The organism is Actinoplanes sp. NPDC004185 (assembly GCF_053603475.1).
On sequence record NZ_JBSGFR010000055.1, the window covers coordinates 17,043 to 36,208 of the forward strand.

General features: G+C 72.8%; 20 protein-coding genes and 1 tRNA gene. 10 read left to right on the forward strand and 11 right to left on the reverse strand.

All coding sequences use genetic code 11. The features are described from left to right. Nucleotides 1-29 precede the first annotated feature (29 nt). Both ACWEOZ_RS37620 and ACWEOZ_RS37625 read right to left on the reverse strand, forming a co-directional pair. Nucleotides 30-1,481, reverse strand: a complete 1,452-nt coding sequence (locus ACWEOZ_RS37620; protein ID WP_451915444.1) for a fibronectin type III domain-containing protein — start codon at nucleotides 1,479-1,481, stop codon at nucleotides 30-32. A gap of 92 nt (nucleotides 1,482-1,573) precedes the next feature. Further along, nucleotides 1,574-1,801 carry a hypothetical protein gene (locus ACWEOZ_RS37625; RefSeq protein WP_451915445.1) on the reverse strand — a complete coding sequence of 76 codons (228 nt, stop codon included), beginning with the start codon at nucleotides 1,799-1,801 and terminating at the stop codon, nucleotides 1,574-1,576. Here ACWEOZ_RS37625 and ACWEOZ_RS37630 point away from each other — a divergent pair. Further along, on the forward strand, nucleotides 1,770-2,432 hold the full coding sequence (locus ACWEOZ_RS37630; protein ID WP_451915446.1) for a hypothetical protein: 663 nt from the start codon (nucleotides 1,770-1,772) through the stop codon (nucleotides 2,430-2,432). The genes ACWEOZ_RS37625 and ACWEOZ_RS37630 overlap by 32 nt on opposite strands. 54 nt (nucleotides 2,433-2,486) lie before the next feature. Next, the gene (locus ACWEOZ_RS37635) at nucleotides 2,487-3,434 is read left to right on the forward strand and encodes a cellulose binding domain-containing protein (protein ID WP_451915447.1); all 948 of its coding nucleotides are present in this window, start codon (nucleotides 2,487-2,489) and stop codon (nucleotides 3,432-3,434) included. 2 nt (nucleotides 3,435-3,436) lie between these two features. Here ACWEOZ_RS37635 and ACWEOZ_RS37640 read toward each other — a convergent pair whose 3' ends face one another. Continuing rightward, nucleotides 3,437-3,796 (reverse strand): MmcQ/YjbR family DNA-binding protein, encoded by a 360-nt coding sequence (locus tag ACWEOZ_RS37640; protein ID WP_451915448.1) that lies wholly within the window; start codon nucleotides 3,794-3,796, stop codon nucleotides 3,437-3,439. Between the two features lie 235 nt (nucleotides 3,797-4,031). Between ACWEOZ_RS37640 and ACWEOZ_RS37645 the strand changes: the two genes are divergently transcribed. Both ACWEOZ_RS37645 and ACWEOZ_RS37650 read left to right on the forward strand, forming a co-directional pair. Continuing rightward, a complete protein-coding gene (locus ACWEOZ_RS37645; RefSeq protein WP_451915449.1) occupies nucleotides 4,032-5,711 on the forward strand; it encodes a glucuronyl esterase domain-containing protein in 1,680 nt (559 codons plus the stop codon). Between the two features lie 106 nt (nucleotides 5,712-5,817). Further along, a complete protein-coding gene (locus tag ACWEOZ_RS37650) occupies nucleotides 5,818-6,654 on the forward strand; it encodes an oxidoreductase (RefSeq protein ID WP_451915450.1) in 837 nt (278 codons plus the stop codon). 14 nt (nucleotides 6,655-6,668) lie between these two features. On the opposite strand, the gene ACWEOZ_RS37655 is transcribed toward ACWEOZ_RS37650, so the two are convergent. Further along, nucleotides 6,669-6,741 (reverse strand) — tRNA-Gly (locus tag ACWEOZ_RS37655). A 273-nt stretch (nucleotides 6,742-7,014) separates the two neighbouring features. Here ACWEOZ_RS37655 and ACWEOZ_RS37660 point away from each other — a divergent pair. Further along, nucleotides 7,015-7,632, forward strand: a complete 618-nt coding sequence (locus ACWEOZ_RS37660; protein ID WP_451915451.1) for a formylglycine-generating enzyme family protein — start codon at nucleotides 7,015-7,017, stop codon at nucleotides 7,630-7,632. A 10-nt stretch (nucleotides 7,633-7,642) separates the two neighbouring features. Here the strand turns inward: ACWEOZ_RS37660 and ACWEOZ_RS37665 are convergent, their stop codons facing one another. Beyond that, on the reverse strand, nucleotides 7,643-8,605 hold the full coding sequence (locus ACWEOZ_RS37665) for a Bug family tripartite tricarboxylate transporter substrate binding protein (protein ID WP_451915452.1): 963 nt from the start codon (nucleotides 8,603-8,605) through the stop codon (nucleotides 7,643-7,645). A 47-nt stretch (nucleotides 8,606-8,652) separates the two neighbouring features. Here ACWEOZ_RS37665 and ACWEOZ_RS37670 point away from each other — a divergent pair, with 47 nt between their 5' ends. After that, nucleotides 8,653-10,215 (forward strand): ATP-binding protein, encoded by a 1,563-nt coding sequence (locus ACWEOZ_RS37670; protein WP_451915453.1) that lies wholly within the window; start codon nucleotides 8,653-8,655, stop codon nucleotides 10,213-10,215. Then, entirely contained in the window at nucleotides 10,212-10,883 is a 672-nt protein-coding gene (locus tag ACWEOZ_RS37675) for a response regulator (RefSeq protein WP_451915454.1), read from the forward strand. Before ACWEOZ_RS37670 ends, ACWEOZ_RS37675 begins: the two co-directional genes overlap by 4 nt. Before the next feature lie 17 nt (nucleotides 10,884-10,900). Here ACWEOZ_RS37675 and ACWEOZ_RS37680 read toward each other — a convergent pair whose 3' ends face one another. Continuing rightward, nucleotides 10,901-11,608, reverse strand: coding sequence for a lytic polysaccharide monooxygenase auxiliary activity family 9 protein (locus ACWEOZ_RS37680; RefSeq protein WP_451915455.1), 708 nt, complete (start codon nucleotides 11,606-11,608; stop codon nucleotides 10,901-10,903). A gap of 176 nt (nucleotides 11,609-11,784) precedes the next feature. After that, nucleotides 11,785-12,786: a LacI family DNA-binding transcriptional regulator gene (locus ACWEOZ_RS37685; protein ID WP_451915456.1), complete on the reverse strand. Its 1,002-nt coding sequence runs from the start codon at nucleotides 12,784-12,786 to the stop codon at nucleotides 11,785-11,787. Nucleotides 12,787-12,866: 80 nt separating this feature from the next. Here ACWEOZ_RS37685 and ACWEOZ_RS37690 point away from each other — a divergent pair, with 80 nt between their 5' ends. Genes ACWEOZ_RS37690 through ACWEOZ_RS37700 form a run of 3 tightly spaced genes read left to right on the forward strand, consistent with a single transcriptional unit; the run spans nucleotide 12,867 to nucleotide 15,172 of the window. Beyond that, nucleotides 12,867-13,892: a Gfo/Idh/MocA family oxidoreductase gene (locus ACWEOZ_RS37690; RefSeq protein WP_451915457.1), complete on the forward strand. Its 1,026-nt coding sequence runs from the start codon at nucleotides 12,867-12,869 to the stop codon at nucleotides 13,890-13,892. Then, nucleotides 13,889-14,665, forward strand: a complete 777-nt coding sequence (locus tag ACWEOZ_RS37695; RefSeq protein WP_451915458.1) for a TIM barrel protein — start codon at nucleotides 13,889-13,891, stop codon at nucleotides 14,663-14,665. The genes ACWEOZ_RS37690 and ACWEOZ_RS37695 overlap by 4 nt, the downstream gene beginning before the upstream one ends. Before the next feature lie 30 nt (nucleotides 14,666-14,695). Continuing rightward, the gene (locus tag ACWEOZ_RS37700) at nucleotides 14,696-15,172 is read left to right on the forward strand and encodes a hypothetical protein (RefSeq protein WP_451915459.1); all 477 of its coding nucleotides are present in this window, start codon (nucleotides 14,696-14,698) and stop codon (nucleotides 15,170-15,172) included. On the opposite strand, the gene ACWEOZ_RS37705 is transcribed toward ACWEOZ_RS37700, so the two are convergent. The 4 genes from ACWEOZ_RS37705 to ACWEOZ_RS37720 all read right to left on the reverse strand — a co-directional run bounded on the left by ACWEOZ_RS37705 (nucleotide 15,169) and on the right by ACWEOZ_RS37720 (nucleotide 19,116). Beyond that, on the reverse strand, nucleotides 15,169-16,722 hold the full coding sequence (locus ACWEOZ_RS37705; protein WP_451915460.1) for a tripartite tricarboxylate transporter permease: 1,554 nt from the start codon (nucleotides 16,720-16,722) through the stop codon (nucleotides 15,169-15,171). The genes ACWEOZ_RS37700 and ACWEOZ_RS37705 overlap by 4 nt on opposite strands. Continuing rightward, complete coding sequence (locus ACWEOZ_RS37710) at nucleotides 16,719-17,186, reverse strand: tripartite tricarboxylate transporter TctB family protein (RefSeq protein ID WP_451915461.1); 468 nt, start codon at nucleotides 17,184-17,186, stop codon at nucleotides 16,719-16,721. The genes ACWEOZ_RS37705 and ACWEOZ_RS37710 overlap by 4 nt, the downstream gene beginning before the upstream one ends. Beyond that, a complete protein-coding gene (locus tag ACWEOZ_RS37715) occupies nucleotides 17,187-18,221 on the reverse strand; it encodes a Bug family tripartite tricarboxylate transporter substrate binding protein (RefSeq protein ID WP_451915462.1) in 1,035 nt (344 codons plus the stop codon). Nucleotides 18,222-18,330: 109 nt separating this feature from the next. Continuing rightward, complete coding sequence (locus tag ACWEOZ_RS37720; protein WP_451915463.1) at nucleotides 18,331-19,116, reverse strand: endonuclease/exonuclease/phosphatase family protein; 786 nt, start codon at nucleotides 19,114-19,116, stop codon at nucleotides 18,331-18,333. Nucleotides 19,117-19,166: the final 50 nt, after the last annotated feature.

The following is a 19,166-nucleotide window of genomic DNA, read 5'->3' on the forward strand; positions in this document are numbered from 1 at the left end:
CATAGCGAGAGGCCGGCGCGCGGCAGCCGTTACGGCGGCGGCAGGTACATGGCCTGCACGGCCACCGGCGCACTGGACGCGGACTCGGAGCCGGCGGCGTCCACCGCCACGACCGTGTAGGTGTGCCGGGTGCCCGCGCCGACCGTCAGGGCCAGCTGAGTGCCGGTGGCCGTACCGGCGAGGGTCGCGCCCTCGTAGATCCGGTAGCCGGTGGCCGGCTCCCCGCCGGGGGACGCGGTCCAGCTGAGCGTGATCGCGGTGTTGTCCACCCCCAGAGGTGCGTTGCCCGTGACAGCCAGCTCGGCGGGCGGGGCGGGCCGGCCGGCCGGGCCGGGCGGCGTGGTCACCGCGACGGCGGTGCTGCGCGGGGTCTCGCCGCAGGAGTCCGGCAGCGTGGCGGTCACCCGGAAGCTGTGCCGGGAGCCGGACGCCAGCCCGGTGACCATGGCCTCCGGACCGGCGGGCGTGGTGGCCGGGCGATCGCCGTCGTAGACCGTGTAGGAGATGGCCGCGGATCGGAGGACCCAGCTCAGCCGGACCGAGGACGGGGACACCGCGGTGGCGGTGAGGCCGCTCGGCCGGGGCGGGTTGCTCTGGCACGGCTCGGTGTTCGCGGGCATCGGACGGGTGTGGGCCGACTCGTCGCCGGCGGCGTTCAGGGCCGCGACGGTGAAGGTGTGCCACGAGGCGTGGTAGAGGCGGCCGACCGTCACGGCGGTGCTGCTGGTGCGGGCGACGAGGGTGTCGCCGTCGTACACCGCGTACCGGGCCGGAGCGGGACCCTCGGGCGCTGTCCAGGAGAGCCGGATGGTGGTGTCGGTGCGGCCGGTCACGGTCAGCGCGGAGGGCGCGGCCGGGCGTTCGGTGCTGCCGGCGGCGGTCGTCAGGGAGCCCCAGGCCACCGGCACGGTCTGCTGCAGACAACCGTTGTAGCGGTAGAGGCCGACGCTGTAGGTCGTGGCCGGGGCCAGCCCGCCGATCCGGGCGCTGGTCCGCGTCGTCCAGCCCACGCTGACGCCGCCGACCCGCAGCTCCAGGTCCTGCCACAGGGGATGCCGCGGCCACGACAGCGAGGCGGCCGAGGCGGTGATCGCGCCGGCCGTGACCGTCAGCGGCGCCGGGCTCAGGCACTCCGGGTTCAGGCCGGACGCCCAGGCGTGCCCGCTGACCGGGGCGGTCGGGGCCGACTCGTCGCCCTGGTCGTCGACGGCGGTGACCGTGTACGTGTGGTGGGAGTTGAAGGCCACCGCCAGGGCCGCGGAGGTGGTGGTGGCGCGGGCGACCACCTGGCTGCCCTCGTACACCTGGAACCAGCGGGCCCGGGGACCCGTGCGCGGCTGCTCCCAGGACAGGCTCATCGAGGTCGTGCCGGCCCCCAGCGCCAGCCGCTGCGGGGTGGCGGGTGCGGCGCTGTCGGCCCGGGCGGGTGCCCCCGGCGTCAAAACGGCGATCACGAGCGGGAGCACGAGCCAGCGGCGCATGGGAACCTCTCCGGCGCGGGACAGACCATCCGTGGCCGTCGATGCGTTCAGCAAAGGGCCTGCCCCGCGCGGTGTCAAGGACCGCTCACCCCTCAGGACTTCGGGGCGATCACCATGACTCCGAGGCACATCTCGTCGCTGGTGCCCTCGCCCCAGACCACGTACCGCGGGGGGAGGGACTTGAGCTGCGGCAACTGCTTGCGCAGGGTCGCGTCGTGGTTGCAGGTGACGCGCAGCGTGTCCCCGCGGTCGACGGCGATGGGCTCCGGCAGCGGGACCAGGGCCTGATTGTCGAAGTCGTACGAAGCGCTTGGCGACATCCGCGACAGCGGTGTCGCGATCGCACAGCGGGCCGATGGCACCCGGCTCGCAGGGCAACTCGATCGGCGCCGCCACCAGGGTGGTTTCCAGGCCCCGCAACGGCGTCCGGCCGTCCGCGATCCGCATCCGGATGCCGGACCGGTCGGACGCCCTGCTCTGATCCGTGACGCCGAGCAGGTTGTAGTGCACCTGCATGACCAGCTTGCTGCCCGGCGGCATCTCGAAGCCGAAACCGGCCGGCATGAGCGTCTCACCGGCGCCCGGAGCCCAGTGCGCGACCCAGGCCGTGTCCCCCGGCACACCGGCGTCACCGAAGCAGGTCCAGCCCTCGCCCGGCGCCTTCGCGTCGACGTCGGCGGCGGCCTCGGCCTGCTCGGCGCTGAGCCGGTAGAAGATCGCGTGGTGCACGATGCCGGCGTTCTGCGGCAGGAAGCGGCTGCCGGTCAGGTACGCGGGCTCGGTCAGCTTCGGATCGACGACGAAGCACCGGTATTCGTCGGTGCCGCCGTTCGGGGCCGCGGGGGTGTAGGGCCGCGGCAGGGCCAGGTCGACGAACCGCTCCCCCTGACGCAGCGCGGCTGGGGCGCCGGGGACGACGCGCAACAGGGGCCGGAGTCCCATCCGGGATGACCCGGGAACAGTCCCACTTTCGATCATGGTCGCATTACATATAACGTCGTCGATATGAAACGACTGGCCGTGCTGCTCGTCCTGACCACGGGGGCCGTCCTCGCGCCCGCGTCCGCCGCTTCGGCGGACGGCGCCGCGGTGGCCTCGCCCGTCGCGAGCTTCACTCGCCTGGGTCAGTGGCCGGCGGGCTATGTCGGCAGCATCACGATTCGCAACGACAGCGCCGCCGTCGTCGACGGCTGGCGGGTCGAGTTCGACCTCCCCGGCACCAGGGTGGCCAGTTCCTACAGCGGAGTGTTCACCCGCAGCGGTGAGCACTACACCGTCACCAACGAGACCTGGAACGCGAAGCTGCCGCCGGGATCGTCCACGACGTTCGGCTGGGTGGCGAGCGGCCAGGGCGACCCGGCGAACTGCACCCTCAACGGCGCCGGCTGTGCGGGGACAGCGGCGGACCACACGGCACCGAGCCGTCCCGGCCCCCTCGCCTTCGACATCAGCTCCGGCCTCACGATCACCTGGGCCGCGTCCACCGACGATCAGGGACCGGTCAAGTACGAGGTGTACGAGAGCGGCGAGCCACGGGCGACGGTCACCGATACCCGCTACGTCTACTCGACCGGCGGCACGTTGCCCCCTCGGGTGTACGTCTTCTCCGTACGCGCTGTGGACGCGGCCGGCAACGTGTCGCCGTGGGCGTTCAAGTCCCTCGGGCAGATCTGGCGCGGCGACGAGATCCCCGCCCCGCCCAGCGCCCCGCGGGTGGACACTCCGGCGGCCGGGCTGGTGCGCCTGTCGTGGACGGCTCCGCCGGCGCAGTCACCGTTCGTCACAGCGCCGGTCGCGGGATACGAGGTCCTGCTGGACGGGGTGCCGGTGGGACAGGTCGGCAGCACGTCGATCGTCATCGCGGCGCCGCCGCCGGGCCCGCACACTCTCGGCGTGCGCACACTGAACGCCGTCGACAACTACTCGCCCGTGGTGGAAGTCAGCTACCCGTAGGGCTACGCGGCACCGGCCAGATCCTCGGGGGCGCGCATCCGCCAGGCGTCGGTCACCAGCTCACCGAGGCGGTCGACGGTGACCTCCGGGAGGCGGAGCATCACCAGCGGAAGGCCGTCGTAGCCGGGCGTGGTGAAGAAGAGCTCCGGCTCGCCGAGCAACAGGGCCTGCTTCTCGGCCTCGTCACCCACGTAGAGAACCGCGACGTCGGTGCGGATCGTGCGCGGCCTGCCCGGCAGGCGCTCGGGGTAGGACCAGACGAAGCCTTTGCCCGCCACCCGGAAGTCGAAGCCGTCGCTGTCGATCTCCTCGGTCCGCGGGAGAGCCAGCGCCAGGCGACGGACGTCCTCAGCATCAGCCATGTGCCGAGGATACGCGCCGGCGGCGGGCCCTCCTCCGGCCCACGATGGACCGGAAGTTTCGGCGATCACGCGAGAAAAGCGACCGGCCGTCGTCCTCCTGCCGCCCAGTTCGATTGACATTCATCAATGCCACCTCCAACACTGGTGCAGTCCACCATGGGAGCGCTTCCACGCTTGCGCGACCGGAACTTCCGGTACTCGGCGCCCCCGCATCCCCCCTCGGAAGGAGGGCCCCGTGACCACCAGCCCGGGCCGCTCTGACATCCGCTCGACACTGGTCGCGTTGCTGACCGCGGCCGTGACCATCGCCGGAGTGGCGACCCTGGTCACCACGATCCCCTCCGCGGAGGCCGCCGTCCTGGCCGCCGCGGTGGAGGACGAAGGTGCCGGCTGCGCCGTACCCGCCCTGCCGGACGCCGGCTCGCTGCCGGCCGTCGCCAAGCTCCCCGACCCCTTCACCCGGCTCAACGGCACCCGCATCACCAGCACGTCCGACTGGCGGTGCCGGCGGGCGGAGATCAAGAAACTGGCCGAGAAATTCGTGTACGGCGAGAAGCCCGCGAAACCGGCCACCGTCACGGGAACGGTGTCGAGCACGTCCATCACCGTGAACGTGAGCCACAACGGCAAGAGCTCCAGCTTCTCGGCCAAGGTCGAGCTGCCCAGCGGCTCCGGCCCCTTCCCCGCCGTTGTCGTGCTGGGCGGCTTCGGTGCCGACACGGCCGGCATCAAGGCGGCCGGTGCGGCTGTCATCAACTACGACCCGTACGCGGTCGGCAAGGAAGGCACCCCGCGTACCAACAAGCAAGGCGCGTTCTACAGCATCTACGGCTCGTCCAGCAGCACGGGCCTGCTGGTCGCCTGGGCCTGGGGCGTCAGCCGGATCATCGACGTCATCGAGCAGTCGAACGGCAGCATCCTGCGGGCCGACGCCACCGGTGTCACCGGCTGCTCCCGCTTCGGCAAGGGCGCCATCGTCACGGGGGCGTTCGACCAGCGCATCGCGCTGACCATGCCGATCGAGTCGGGCAGCGCGGGCGTACCGATCTTCCGGGGCATCCCGGGCGAGGGCGCACAGAGCCTGAGCAGCGCGTACGGCGAACAGCCCTGGCTGGGCGACGCGTTCGGCTCCTTCACCGGCAGCCCGACCAGGCTCCCGGTGGACACCCACGAACTCGTGGCGATGGTGGCCCCGCGCGGCTTGTTCATCATGGACAACCCGCACATCGCCAACCTGGGCCCGAAGTCGGCCAGCGTGGCGGCCCTGGGCGGCGCGGAGGTCTACAAGGCGCTGGGTGCGGGCGCGAACCTCACGTACTGGTCGGACGTCCAGGACGGCACGCATTGCGCGAACCGGCCGGAGTGGCGTACGCCTCTGCAGCAGCACATCCAGAAGTTCCTCCTGGGGACCGGCTCGGCCCCCGGCGCGATCCGCATCTCCAGCCGCGCGGCCGGCAATCTGGCCGAGTGGCGTGACTGGACGACACCGGCCCTCACCTCGACGCCGCCGTCGTCGGGCTCCCCGTCGCCCAGTGCCCCGTCACCCAGTGCCCCGTCTTCGGGCTCGCCCTCCCCGAGCGCGCCGTCCTCGGGCCCGCCGTCACCCAGCGACCCGGTGCCCGGTGCCGGCTGCACCGCGACGGTGTCGGTCAACGCCTGGACCGGCGGTTTCGTGGCCACGGTCAAGGTGACGGCGGGTTCAGCGGGAACCAACGGCTGGACCGTCGCGATGACAGTGCCGGCCGGTGCCACGGTCACCAGCAGCTGGAACGCGAACCGGACCGGGACCAGCGGCGCGGTCCAGTTCTCCAACGTGGCCTACAACGGCAGGATCGGCGCCGGTCAGGCCACGGAATTCGGCTTCCAGGCCGGCGGTACGGCGGGCGCGATGACGCCCACCTGCAGCGCGAGCTGATTCCTGAGCCCGAGGGGTGCGGCGGCGTACCGGCCGCACCCCTCGTGCGACCGCCGGCGAAGTGGTGTTGGCTGGAGATGTCCGCGACACAGGAAGGACCCATCGGATGCCCGTGCAGACCTGGTTGATCACCGGTTGTTCGACCGGCCTCGGCCGCGCCCTCGCCGAGGCGGTCCTCGCCCGCGGTGACAACGCCGTCGTGACCGCCCGCGACGCCGCCACGGTGCAGGACCTGGAGAAGGCCCATCCGGGCACCGCCCGCGCCCTCGCCCTCGACGTGACCGATCCCGCCCAGGTCTCGGCCGCCGTGCAGCAGGCCGAGGCCCACTTCGGCCGGGTCGACGTCCTGGTCAACAACGCCGGCTACGGCTACCGGGCCGCGGTCGAGGAAGGTGACGACGCCGACGTACGCCGGCTCTTCGACACCAACTTCTTCGGCGCCGTGGCGATGATCAAGGCGGTGCTGCCGGGCATGCGGGCCCGCCGGGCCGGCGCGGTCGTCAACGTCTCCTCGATCGGCGCGCGGATCACTCCGGCCGGTTCGGGCTACTACTCCGCCACCAAGGCCGCCCTGGAAGGCATGTCGGGCTCGCTGCGCAAGGAGTTGCGGCCATTGGGGATCTCGGTGGTCGCGGTGGAGCCGGGCGCGTTCCGGACCGACTTCGCGGGCCGCTCCCTGACGCAGTCGGCCGAGCCGATCGACGACTACGCCGACACGGCGGGCCGGCGCCGCAAGGAGAACGACACCGCCCATGGCACCCAGCCGGGTGACCCGGCGAAGGCCGCACAAGCGATCATCAGCGCGGTGGACTCCCCGGAACCACCGGCGCTGTTACTGCTCGGCGAGGACGCCCTCAACGCGTTCACCGGTGTCCTGGACGCGGAGCGCGCCGAGCTGGAGCAGTGGCGGGACCTGACCGTGAGCACAGGCTTCGACGGGTAGGTGTGGGTCGGGAGAGCGGACGACGGGATTCGAACCCGCGACCCTCACCTTGGCAAGGTGATGCGCTACCAGCTGCGCTACGTCCGCTTGTCACTCCGGCACGTTGCCCCGGCGACGCAGGGAACACTAGCAAATCCCCCACCGGCCGAGCACCCGGGTAGGGTCACCCGCCAGTACGAGATCACCTTCACGTCCTCAGCTCGGCCACCACCTACCCGTAGCCGGACACGCCCGTGACCCCCGGCGGTGATCGCGGAGACGGAGACCGGCGACGCGTCCGAGCCGCTCGACACGACGCCCTGCCGGCGGCCCTCGGCCAGCTCCACAAGGGCACCTCGGCAATTGCTATCGTGCGCCGGCATGTGGGCAGCGGAGATCGTGAGCGGGCGGCCGGCCTGGCGGCACACCGCGTCGGGGGTCGTTTTCCGGGAGGTGCCGGGCGGGACGTTCCTGATCGCGCGCCATCCGCTCACGGTCGAGCAGGTACGCCACTGGCTGCCCGCCTACGAGGACGACTACGCCGACACCGACACCACCGTCGCCCGGATCGAGGACGGCCTCGACGAGCTGCTCGCGGCCCTGCCGTTCCGGTTGCCCAGTGAGGCCGAGTGGGAGTATTCGGCCCACGCCGGCACCAGCACGCTGACGTTCCGCGGCGATGCCCGGCCGGGCGAGGAGCAGCTCCTCGACGACTTCGGCGACGAGCAGCGGACCGCCGCCGCGGAGAATCCGTTCGGTCTGGCCGGGATCGGCTCGGCGACCGAGCTCTGCGCCGATGCCTGGTTCCCGGACTCCGCGCACGCTCCGGCGGACGCCCGGCCGCGCACCGGCGACGGGCCGCGGACCGTGCGCGGTGGCGCCGCGGACGTGCACCCGTGGCAGGGCTGCGACGAGTGGCTGCTGCTGCTGAGCTCCAGCCGTTACGCGCAAGGGGACTTCTTGGCGATCAGGCCCGTGGCCGGCGTGCCGCCGCGCTGACGCGTACCGGTCAGGGGCGGTGCAGGCCGAGCCGGCGCAGCACGCCGGCCACCCGGGCGCTCTCCCCGGCCATGAAGGCGCCGAAGGCGTCGCCGGTCAGATGGGCCGGCGTCCAGCCGAAGCGGCTGCGGGCCGCGGCCCACGACGCCGAGGAGTCGAGCCGCGCGACGGTCGCCCGCAGCGAAGCCGCGTCGGCCGTGGCCAGGCCCGGCGGTGCGACGATGCCACGCCAGTTGTTGAAGACGACGTCGAGGCCGGCGGCCCGGACCGTCGGCGCCGGCACCTGGTCGACGGTCTGCTCGCTGGTCACCGCGAGGGCCCGCAGCTGTCCCGAGGTGATCTGGTCGGCGTACTCGCTCAGGCCGGACAGAGCGAACGCCACCTCGCGGCCGAGGACGGCGGCGAGCAGGTCGCCGCCGCCGTCGTTGCGCCGGTAGGCGACCCGGGCCGGCGCCAGGCCGGCCGCCTCGGCCAGCAGCATGGTGGCCAGGTGGTCCGGTCCGCCGATCGAGGAGCCACCCCCGGCGGGCACCCCGGCCGGGTCGGCCCGCCAGGCCTCGATCAGCTCGTCGAGCGAGCCGTACGGCGAATCGCGGCGCACCACCACGATCGACGGCTCCTGCACCAGCCGGGCGATCGGCGTGGCATCCGCCAGGGTCACCTCGGCGTCGGCCGCGATCTCGGCCCCGATCAGTCCCAGCCCCATGAGCATGACCAGCCGGGCGTTGCCGCGCTCGTAGGCCAGGCGGCGCAGCCCGACCACTCCCCCGGCGCCGGGCAGGTTGAACACCTCGACGCCGCGGGCGATGCCGGCGTCACCGAACGCGGTGGCCAGCACCCGGGCCGTGATGTCGTAGCCGCTGCCGGGCGGGTTCGGCACCATGATCCGCAGGTCGTCGCCCGGCCCGGCCGGCGCGGTGCACCCCGCCAGGGCGGCCGCCAGCGCGCCGCCGAGCAGGGACCGTCTTCGCATGCCGACAGTCTGGCGCAGCGCGGCGGATCGGCGCAGGATGCTGTTCCATGAGACACCGGCTCTCCCTGGCCGGTCAGTTGCTCGCTCTGCAACTGGCCATCGTCCTGCTCGTCGTCGGGGCGGTCGCCGCTGTCTCGATCGCCGAGGCCGATGCCGCGTTCCGCCGGGTCGAGGGTGAGCGGCTGCGGTCGGTCGGCGAGAACGCGGCGATCAACCGGACCGTGCGGCTGGGGCTGGGCAATCCCCTGGGCCGCGACGCCCTGGAGACGGTGGCCGAGAGTGCGCGTGCGGTGTCCGGCGCCTCGTACGTGGTGGTCGCCGACGCGGCCGGCACCGTCGTCACCGGCCCGGACGCCGGGCGGCCCGCACCGATGGCCGGCAGCCCGGCCCTGAGCGGCCGGTCCTGGGTCGGTGTCATCGAGACCGGCAGCAAGGCGCTGGTCGCGCACGTTCCCGTGCTGGACGAGCGGGACGGTCACTTCATCGGGCTGATCATCGTGGGCCGGGCCTATCCCACCCTGGCCGACCAGCTCGGCAGCGCGCTGACGAATCTGCTGACCTACCTGGTGCTGGGCGCGGCGCTCGGCGTGGGCGGCTCGCTGCTGCTCGCGCGGCGGGTGAAGCGGCAGACCCTGGGTTTGGAGCCGCGCGAGATCACCGGCCTGGTCGAGCACCGGGAGGCGATGCTGCACGGCATCAAGGAGGGCGTGATCGGCACCGACGCCGCGCACCGGGTGACCCTGGTCAACGACGAGGCGATCCGGCTGCTCGGGCTGCGCCCGGACGCGGTCGGCCGGTCGCTGCTGGAGCAGGGTTTCGAGCCGGCACTGCTGGACGTCCTCACCGGCCGGTCGGAGGGGGTCGACCAGGTGGTGCTCAGCGACGACCGGGTGGTGGTGCTGAACCGCCAGCCGGTCGTCATGCGGGGCCGCGCCGCGGGCTCGGTGACGACCCTGCGGGACCGCACCGAGCTGACCGCGCTGCGCCGGGAGCTCGACGTCAGCCGGCACACGACCGACACCCTGCGGGCCCAGGCGCACGAGTTCGTGAACCGGCTGCACACCATCTCGGGCCTGGTCGAGCTGGGCGAGCACGAGGAGGTGGTCCGCTACATCAACCGGACCAGCGAGCTGCACGAGACCCTGGACCGCGAGGTGACCCGGGTGATCCGGGACCCGGCGCTGGCCGCGTTGCTGATCGCCAAGGCCAGCCTGGCGGCGGAGCAGGGGGTCACGCTGACCATCGCCGAGGGCGCGGACCTGGAAGCGGCCGACGACCGGCTGTCGGCCGATCTGGTCACGGTGGTCGGCAACCTGGTGGACAACGCGCTCGACGCGGTGGGACCCGGCGGGTCCATCACGGTACGGGCGACGACGCTGCCGGCGGGCGAGGTGGTGGTGACGGTGACCGACTCGGGGCCCGGGGTCGAGCCGGAGCTGGCCGACCGGGTGTTCCAGCAGGGCTGGAGCACCAAGGACCAGGTGGACGGTCACCACGGGCTGGGCCTGGCGATGATCCGGCTGATCTGCGTGCACCGGGGCGGCGGCGTCGAGGTGCACGGCTCGACCTTCACCGCCCGGCTGCCCCCGGCCCGGGAGGTGGTGGCGTGATCCGGGTGCTGGTGGTGGACGACGACTTCATGGTGGCGAAGGTGCACCGCGGTTTCGTCGACCGGGTGCCCGGCTTCACCACGGTCGGGGTCGCGCACACCGGCGCCGACGCGCTGGCCCAGGTCGGTACGGTGCGCCCGGACCTGGTGCTGCTGGACATCTACCTGCCCGACATCACCGGGCTGGACGTGCTGCGGCGGCTGCGGGACAGCGGCGACGGCGGGCCGGACGTGCTCGCGGTGACGGCGGCACGGGATGTGTCGACCGTACGCTCGGCGCTGCGCGGGGGCGTCGTGCACTACGTGCTCAAGCCGTTCGGTTTCGACGTGCTGCGCGACCGGCTGGAGCGCTACGCCGCCGTGCACGACCGGCTCGCGCTCAGCGCCGACGTGGGGCAGCCCGACGTGGATCAGCTGTTCGTCACGTTGCGGACGGCCGGCGCGCCGATGCCGAAGGGGCTGACCGCGGACACCTCCCGGCTGATCGCGGACGCGATGCGGGACTGCCCGGGCGACCTGTCGGCCGAGGAGTGTGCCGAGCGGATCGGCCTTTCCCGGGTGAGCACCCGTCGCTATCTCGAGCACTTCGTCACCGCGGGAAAGGCCGAGGTCCGGCTGCGCTACGGCTCAGCGGGCCGGCCGCAACGCCGCTACCGCTGGATCGCCTAGGAAAGGCCCTGCGCCGGCTACCCGAAGTTCACGTCCGCGCACCAGTAGTAGACCTGGTCGGCGTGCCCGGCCTCCCACACCGTGTACACGATGTGCCGGCCGGTCAGCCCCGGTGCGCTCACCGGGATCCTCACCGACACGCCACCCAGAGCCGGGTCGGTGGTGGTCTCGCCGGCGCCGGGCGCGATCGGCCCGGTGTCCTTGAGCAGGGTCAGGTCACTCCAGGACAGACGCTGGGTCAGCGGGTTGTAGCCCTGCCGGCTGACGTAGACGCGGTAGTACTTGGCGCCGTGCCGGGCCTGGTCGTGGGCCACCACGGTGAACGCCGACGGACTGGGGATCCGGGTGGCGGTCCAGTTGCCCGGCGTGTCCAGCGCCGAGTAGCGGGTGCCGCCGGTGTTGCCCGCGCTGCACAGCGTGCCGTTCGGGACGGCGGCCTGGTGGTTGCCCTGGACGTTCTCGCGGTAGAGACCGTTCCAGTTCCACATCGCGGTCGTGTCGGCCTGCCAGGCCTGCCAGCACATGGGGTCCACGGTGGCCATGGTGGGGTTCTGGAAGTCGCTGCCCCAGCGCTTCCAGCAGCCGTAGTTGCGCGAGGCGGGGTCGATGGTCGAACCGTGGGCGGACGCGCCGCCGGCCAGCGCGGTGGTGAGCAGCAGGACGGCGGTCACCAGCACGGTGCAGGTGCGGGTCACGGGTCGGGACAGTCGGATGGTCGAGGACATGGTGCCTCCAGCACTCGATGAGGGATCGAGATGCCCGGGCACGGTCGCCGGGGGGACGGATCGCACGACGCGCGCGGGCATCGGTGGACGGTGGGCCGGGAGTTCGCCCTCTCCCGACCGGCCACCTGCTCCCGCGGCGGTCCCGCACCGAGAGTCCCAGAAGCCATCCACGCGTGTCAATGTCTTGGTGGTCCGGTGGTGCCCCGGACGACCAGCCGGGGCGGGACGACGACCTCGCGCCGGGCCACCGCGGTCCCCTCGATCCGGTCGATCGCCCGCCGTACGGCGAGCCTGGTCATCGTGCCGGTGTCCTGCGCGATCGTGGTGAGGTCGACGTGGGCGAGCCGGGCCGGCCGACTGTCGTCGTAGCCGACCACACTGAGGTCGCCGGGCACCTTCCGTCCGTGCCGGGCGAGGACGTCGAGGACCCCGGTGGCGCAGCGGTCGTTGAACACCGTGACGGCGGTCGGCGGGTCGTCGAGGAGCACCCGGGCCGCCGCCGCACCGTCCTCCTCGGTGAGGCCACCCGGAACGACCCGGGCGTACCGGCCGAGGCCGTGGCCCCGCAGGGCGTCGTGGTATCCGCGGCGGCGCTCGGCGGCGCCCGGGGCGCGCCCGCCGTCGATGTGCGCGATCCTGCGGTGGCCGAGCTGGACCAGGTGATCGACGGCCTGGTGCAGCCCTTCGGCGTCGGCGGTGCGGACGACGTCCACGGCCGCGTGCCGGACGCCCCGGGCCAGCACGATCACCGGCATCCGGGCGGCCAGCCGGACCAGGCTCGCGGCGGGCTCCTGGGGCCCGAGCAGGATCAGCGCCTCGCAGCGGTCCTGAAGCAGGCCGGCCGTCGCCTCCCGCTCGTCGCGGGCGGGCGTGACGGCGCTCAGCGCCACCTCGTAACCGGTCTCCCGGGCGGCGGTGTAGAGGCCGGCGACCAGGTCGCCGTGGAAGTCGTGCTCGATGCCGAACACGACACCCAGCAACCGGCTGCGGCCACTGCGCAGCAACCGCGCCCGGCTGTCCGGGTGGTAGCCGAGCTCGTCGGCGGCCTCGAGGACGCGCCGCCGCGTCTCGACGCCGGCTCCCGGCTCGTCGCGCATCACCAGGGACACCAGCGACTTGGACACGCCGGCCCGCGCCGCCACGTCGGCCAGGGTCGCTCTTCGTTCCGCACCACGCACCGGATCAGCGTAGTCGCACAGTCTGGAACGTTCCAGGGTCCCTCTTGACGCCGGCCGATGCGGCGGACCACTCTCGTGCCATGGAACGTTCCAGTAAAGAGGTGGGGATCGCGCTGATCGGCTCGGGCCGGATGGGCTCGTTCCACGGCGAGACCGTGAGCCGGCGCCTGCGGAGCACCCGGCTGGTGGCGGTGGCCGACCCCGCGCCGGGCGCGGCCGCGACCCTGGCCGATGCCCTCGACGCCGACCGGGCCTACACCGACGCGGCGCAGGTGTGGGCCGACCCGGAGGTCGACGCGGTGGTGATCGCCGCACCCGCCCGGTTCCACGCCGGCCTGGTCGTCGCGGCGGCCGAGGCGGGCAAGCACGTGTTCTGCGAGAAGCCGATGGCCCTCGACCTGCCCGGGGCTGACCGGGCCGTCGACGCCGCCCGCGCCGCCGGGGTGGTGCTGCAGGTCGGCTTCAACCGGCGGTTCGCCCCGGACTGGCAGGCGGCGCGGGCCCTGCTGGACACCGGCACCATCGGGACGCCGCGGCTGCTGCGGTCGCTGACCCGGGATCCGGGCGGTTTCGACCCGGCGCGCGTACCCCCGGGCACGATCTTCCTGGAGACGCTGATCCACGACTTCGACACGCTGCGGTTCCTCAATCCCGGCGCCGAGGCCGTCGAGGTCTACGCGGTCGCCGATGCACTGGTCGAGCCGGGCTGGCGGGACCGGGGGCTGCTCGACACGGCCGTGGTCACGGTGCGGTTCGACAACGGCGCGGTCGGCACGGCGGAGGCCTGCTTCGAGGCCGCCTACGGCTACGACGTCCGCGGCGAGGTGTTCGGGCCGGGCGGCACGGCTGTGCTGGGCGACGGCCGCCGTACCACCATGGTCTTCTCCGGCGCCCCGGGCCGGACCGCCGAGACCGTCCGCAGCGACCAGGAGCTGTTCACCGGTGCCTACACCGCCGAGCTCGCCGCGTTCGCCGACGCTGTCCGCTCCGGCACGCCGGCGCCGGTGACCGGCGAGGACGCCCGGGCCGCCCTGGCCATCGCGCTCGCCGCCGCCGCGTCGGTGGCCGGCCGGCGCCCGGTACGCCTGGACGAGGTGGCCGGGTGAGCGGCTACCGGCTGGCGGTCTGCGCCGAGATGGTCTTCCTCGACCTGCCCTTCGCCGACCGGGTCCGGCGCATCGCCGAGCGCGGCTTCGAGGTGGAGATGTGGAACTGGGCCGGCAAGGACCTCGACGCGCTGGCCGCGACCGGCGCGACGATCTCCTCGATGACCGGCTATCTGCGCGGCACCCTGGCCGACCCGGCCGGCGCCGACGAGCTGCTGGCGACCGCCCGGCTCTCCCTGGAGGTCGCCGAGCGGCTCGGCTGCCCGCGGCTGAACCTGCACGGCACCGGCCTGGACGACCGGGGACTTCCGGTGGTGCCGGCCGCCGTGGTGACGCCGGCGATGTGGCTCACCGCCGTCCGGACCCTGAGCCGGCTGGCGGAGCTCGGTGAGCGGGCCGGACGGGTGTTCACCCTGGAGAACCTCAACACCGCGGTCGACCACCCCGGCGTACCCTTCGCCCGGGCGGCCGACACGATGGCCCTGGTCGAAGCGGTCGGCCACCCGAACTTGCGGATGAACCTGGACCTCTACCACGCGCAGATCGGCGAGGGGAACCTCGTCCAGCTCGTCGAGCGGGCCCTGCCCTGGGTCGGCGAGATCCAGGTCGCCGACGTGCCGGGCCGGCGCGAGCCGGGCACCGGCGAGATCCACTATCCCGCCGTCGCCGCGGCCCTGCACCGGCTCGGCTACCGGGGCGTCGTCGCCCTGGAGGGTTGGGCCGCGGGCGACCCCGAGGTGGCGCTGGAGCGCTTCCGCCGCGCGTTCACATAGGCGGTGTTCCGGCGCACCTATGCTCGGCCCATGGGCAGAGCCGAGCCGGACGCGTACGCAGCCGTTGTGCCGGTCCTGAGGCAGCTGGCCGGGACGCTGGAGTCCCTCGGAGCGGTGCCGCTGCCGTTGACCCGATACCGCCGCCCGCCCGGCCGGGTCGCGCGCCTGCTGCACAGGGCGATCGGCAAGCCGCCTCCGGGTGACGGCCCGCGCTACCGGGTCACCGGTGACCGGGCCTGGCCGCTGACCGACGGTGGCGACCATCGCCCCGACCTCGCCCTCGACACCAACGGCGAGATACTGCTGGCCCACCTGCGTACGCAGTTCCTGGAACACCCCTACTCGGCGATGAGCCGGGCGTACTGCAGCGTGCTCCCTGACGGGTCGGTGCGGGTCATCGTGGAGATCGCCTCCTGGGGCGGCCCGGACCGCGGCGAGTATCCCCTGGACGACGTCGTAGCGGCGACGGTGCGCGCGTACACGTCGAATCCCGTCTGGTATCGCTAGTCGTCCTCGGCGAACACCAGCTTTCCGGGCTCGTCGCGCGGATCGCGGCCGCGCAGCCGGGCCACGATCCGCGGCAGGTACGGCACCACGAACGCCAGCACCGCACAGGCGAGCAGCACCGCGGTCAGCGGCCGGGTCACGAACGTGCTCAGATCATCGTTGGCCACCAGCAGCGCCCGGCGGAACTGCACCTCCATCATCGGGCCCAGGATCAGGCCCAGGATCACCGGCGCGATCGGGAAGTCGAAGTGCCGCATCCCGAAGCCGATCACCCCGACGGCGTAGGCGATGAACACCTGGTTGACGCTGCCCGTGGCGGCGTAGACCCCGAGCGTGGCGAAGACCAGGATGCCGGCGTACAGGATGGGCCGGGGGATCTGCAGCACTTTGACCCAGACCCGGATCAGCGGCAGGTTGAGCAGCAACAGCAGCACATTGCCGACGTAGAGCGAGGCGATCAACGCCCAGACCAGCTCGGGCGAGGTGTCGAACAGCTGCGGGCCGGGCTGGAGGTTGAAGATCTGGAAAGCGGCCAGCATGACCGCGGCGGTCGCGGAGGTGGGGATGCCGAGGGTCAGCAACGGTACGAGCACACCCGAGAACGCCGCGTTGTTGGCCGCCTCCGGACCGGCCACCCCCTCGATCGCCCCGGCACCGAACTCGGCCCGGTCCCGCGCCCGGTGCTTCTCGTAGGTGTACGACAGGAACGTCGGCACGTCCGCCCCGCCCGACGGCAGCGCCCCGAACGGGAAGCCGACCGCCGTCCCGCGCAACCACGGCCCCCACGAGCGCCGCCAGTCGTCGCGGGTGAGCCAGCCGTGCCGCGCCGAGCCCGGCTCCAGCGGTTGCACGTGCTCGGGCAGGTGCCGCAGCCGGCTCGCGACGTACAGGGTCTCGCCGATCGCGAACAGGCCGACGATCACCACCACGATGTCCACGCCCTCCAGCAGCTCCATCGTGCCGAAGGTGAACCGGGCCTGACCGGTCAGCGCGTCGATCCCGACCAGGCCCAGGAACAGGCCGAAGACCAGCGACATCAGTCCACGGACGACGGAGCGCCCGACGAGCGCGGTGACCGCGACCATCGCCAGCAACGCCAGCGCGAAGTAGTCGGCTGCCCGGAACGTGGTCGCCAGCCTGGCCACCGGCTGGGCCAGCAGGCTCAGCAGCAGGGTGGAGATGGTGCCGGCCACGAACGACCCGATCGCGGCCGTGGCCAGGGCGGCTTTCGCTCTCCCCCGGCGAGCCATCTGGTAGCCCTCGATCGCGGTGGCCACCGAGGCCGACTCGCCCGGGGTGTTGAGCAGGATCGAGGTGGTGGAGCCGCCGTACATGGCGCCGTAGTAGATGCCGGCGAACATGATGAACGTGCCGATCGGGTCGTCCAGGCTGAAGGTGACCGGCAGCAGCAGCGCGATGGTCAGGGCCGGGCCGATGCCGGGCAGCACGCCGACGAACGTGCCCAGGGTGACGCCGATCGCCGCGTACAGCAGGTACTCCGGGCTCAGGACGGTGCCGAAGCCGGAGAGCAGATCACCGAAGACGTTCACAGCGGAAACACCCCCGCGGGCAGGAAGATGTCGAGCAGCCGGGTGAAGGCCAGGTAGACCGCCGTCGGCAGCAGCACCGCCACGATGACGTCGCGGACCAGGTGCCGGCTGCCGAGCACCCGGGACACCACGACGACGAAGGCCGCGGCGGAGACGACGAAGCCGGCGTACTCCAGGGCGACGGCGAAACCGACCAGGCTCGCGACCACCCCGGCCGGGCTCCACCAGCCGGGCTCCTCCTCCGGCGGCGCCTCCCGGGTGCGCAGCTGCGCCACGAGGTAGGCCAGCGCGACGACAACCCAGGCCGCGGAGATCACCACCGGGGCCAGGCGCGGGCTCTGCAGGCCGACGTCACCATCGGCGGCCGACACCGCCGACCAGAGCAGACCCACGCCGGCGAGCACCAGCCCGCCGGCCAGGACCACCCCACCGGTACGGCGGGCCGGCGCCACGTCGGTTGTCATCTAGCCGAGTCCGATGTCGGTGAGCACCGTGGTGATGCGCTGGTTCTCGCTGGTGAAGAACGTCGACGCGGCGTCACCGCTCTTGTAGAAGTCCTCCCACCCCTGCTTCTGCAGCGCGGACTTCCACGACTCCGAGGAGTGCAGCCGGTCCACGAGGGCGGTCACGGCTTGCTTGGTGGGGGCGTCGATCCCGGGCGGGGCCACGACTCCGCGCCAGTTCATCAGCTCGACGTCGTACCCCTGCTCCTTGACGGTGGGTGCCGGCGACCCGCCGCCGACGTCGACGCCGGTCGCGCCGGAGACCGCGAGCGCGCGGACCTTGCCCGACGCGACCAGGTCCTTGAACTCGCTCTGGCCCGAGACGGCGGCGGTCAGGTCGCCGGAGAGCAGCGCGGCCTTGGCCTCGCCGCCGCCGGAGTACGCGACGTACTTCATCGCCTTGGGGTCGGCGCCGGCCGCCTTGGCGAGCAGTCCGACCAGGATCTGGTCGGTGCCGCCGGCCGAGCCGCCACCCCAGTTGACCGAGGCCGGTGCGGCCTTGGCGTCGTCCATGAGCTGCTTGAGGTTCTGATACTTGGAGGCGGCCGGGACGACGATGACCTCCTGCTCGGCGGTGAGCGTGGCGATCGGGGTGACCTGGTCCAGCTTCACCGGCGACTTGTTGGCCACCACGCCGCCGACCATCACCAGGCCCATGACCATCAGGTGGTGGGCGTCGCCGCGGTTCTTGGAGACCAGCTGGGCCAGGCCGATGGTGCCGGCCGCGCCGGTGACGTTGTAGACCTCGACGGGCTGCTCGACGAGCTTGCCGTCGGTCATCGCCTTCTGCATGGTGCGGGCGGTGAGATCCCAGCCGCCGCCGGGCGCGGCGGGCACCATGAGCTGCACTGTCTTGGTCGGATAGCGCACCTCGCCGGTGCCCGTCGACCCGCCGGCGGTGTCCTTCTCGCACCCGGCCGCGGTGGCGGCCAGCAGCGCCGCGGCCATCCCCGCGGCGACGACGCGACCCGGGCGCCGCACAACTGTGTCCTTCACGACCGCTCCTCTGTGTTGCCCACGTGTTTCAGAGATGCTGCATCGCGGGACCATCGGCGGTCATCGTTACGGACACGGTGGTCGTTGTGGTCTTTGTGGTCGCGGCGATTCAGCCGCCCACGGACAGCACCGCTTCGACGCCGTAGTGATCGGACAGATAACCGGCCCGGCCACCCGGCAGTGTCACCGCGTCCCGCAGGACGATCCGCGCCTGGGCGGCGAGCGGCCGCCGCGGCGCCGGGCGGATCAGCACGTGGTCGAAGGCGGGCGGCGCCGGCCAGCGCGGGGTGGGCCGGTACGTCGGTTCGGGGTCACCGGCCAGCACGTCGGTGAGCCCGGTCCGGGTCAGGAAGCCGGTGAGCGTGGCGGCGTCGCGGGGAACGTTGAAGTCGCCGACCGCCACGACCGGTAGCGCGGGGTCGAGTGCGGCCAGCTCACCGGCGAGGTGATCCAGCTCGGCGCGGGCGACGCGGGTGTAGCGGTTCGCCGCCGACCAGTCGCCGTCGCGGTTGGCGGACAGGTGGGTGTTCGTGATCGCGAGCGGGCCGGCCGGCGTCTCCACGACCGCGAGCTGGACGCCCTTGCGCATGAGGTATTCGGCCCGGGCCGGACCGGTGCGCGGATACCGCTCGAAGCGGGCGGTGCGGATCGGCCACCGCGAGAGCAGCACGAGGCCGCCCTCCAGGAGCACGGAGCCGGACCAGGCACGGTGGCCGTAGTGCCGGGCGAGGCGGCGCACCAGGGACGCATGGCCGCGCAGCAGCACCTCCTGCAGGCAGACCACGTCGTAGGAGGACTGCGCCAGGACCGCGCCCAAGGCCCGCAGCCGCGCCCGGACGTCACCGCGCATGAGCGCGTTGAAGGTCAGCAGCCGCACCTCGGTCGTCCGGGTCACGGCAGCAGACGCTACCGGGTGGATCGATCAGGCGAACTCCGCTGTGCACA

Coding starts and splice junctions, on each gene's coding strand:
- ACWEOZ_RS37660 (WP_451915451.1), top strand. CDS start 7,015: ATGTGGGCAGCGGAGATCGTGAGCGGGCGGCCGGCCTGGCGGCACACC.
- ACWEOZ_RS37635 (WP_451915447.1), top strand. CDS start 2,487: ATGAAACGACTGGCCGTGCTGCTCGTCCTGACCACGGGGGCCGTCCTC.
- ACWEOZ_RS37710 (WP_451915461.1), bottom strand. CDS start 17,186: ATGACAACCGACGTGGCGCCGGCCCGCCGTACCGGTGGGGTGGTCCTG.
- ACWEOZ_RS37625 (WP_451915445.1), bottom strand. CDS start 1,801: ATGTCGCCAAGCGCTTCGTACGACTTCGACAATCAGGCCCTGGTCCCG.
- ACWEOZ_RS37680 (WP_451915455.1), bottom strand. CDS start 11,608: ATGTCCTCGACCATCCGACTGTCCCGACCCGTGACCCGCACCTGCACC.
- ACWEOZ_RS37650 (WP_451915450.1), top strand. CDS start 5,818: ATGCCCGTGCAGACCTGGTTGATCACCGGTTGTTCGACCGGCCTCGGC.
- ACWEOZ_RS37700 (WP_451915459.1), top strand. CDS start 14,696: ATGGGCAGAGCCGAGCCGGACGCGTACGCAGCCGTTGTGCCGGTCCTG.
- ACWEOZ_RS37620 (WP_451915444.1), bottom strand. CDS start 1,481: ATGCGCCGCTGGCTCGTGCTCCCGCTCGTGATCGCCGTTTTGACGCCG.
- ACWEOZ_RS37665 (WP_451915452.1), bottom strand. CDS start 8,605: ATGCGAAGACGGTCCCTGCTCGGCGGCGCGCTGGCGGCCGCCCTGGCG.
- ACWEOZ_RS37640 (WP_451915448.1), bottom strand. CDS start 3,796: ATGGCTGATGCTGAGGACGTCCGTCGCCTGGCGCTGGCTCTCCCGCGG.
- ACWEOZ_RS37670 (WP_451915453.1), top strand. CDS start 8,653: ATGAGACACCGGCTCTCCCTGGCCGGTCAGTTGCTCGCTCTGCAACTG.
- ACWEOZ_RS37690 (WP_451915457.1), top strand. CDS start 12,867: ATGGAACGTTCCAGTAAAGAGGTGGGGATCGCGCTGATCGGCTCGGGC.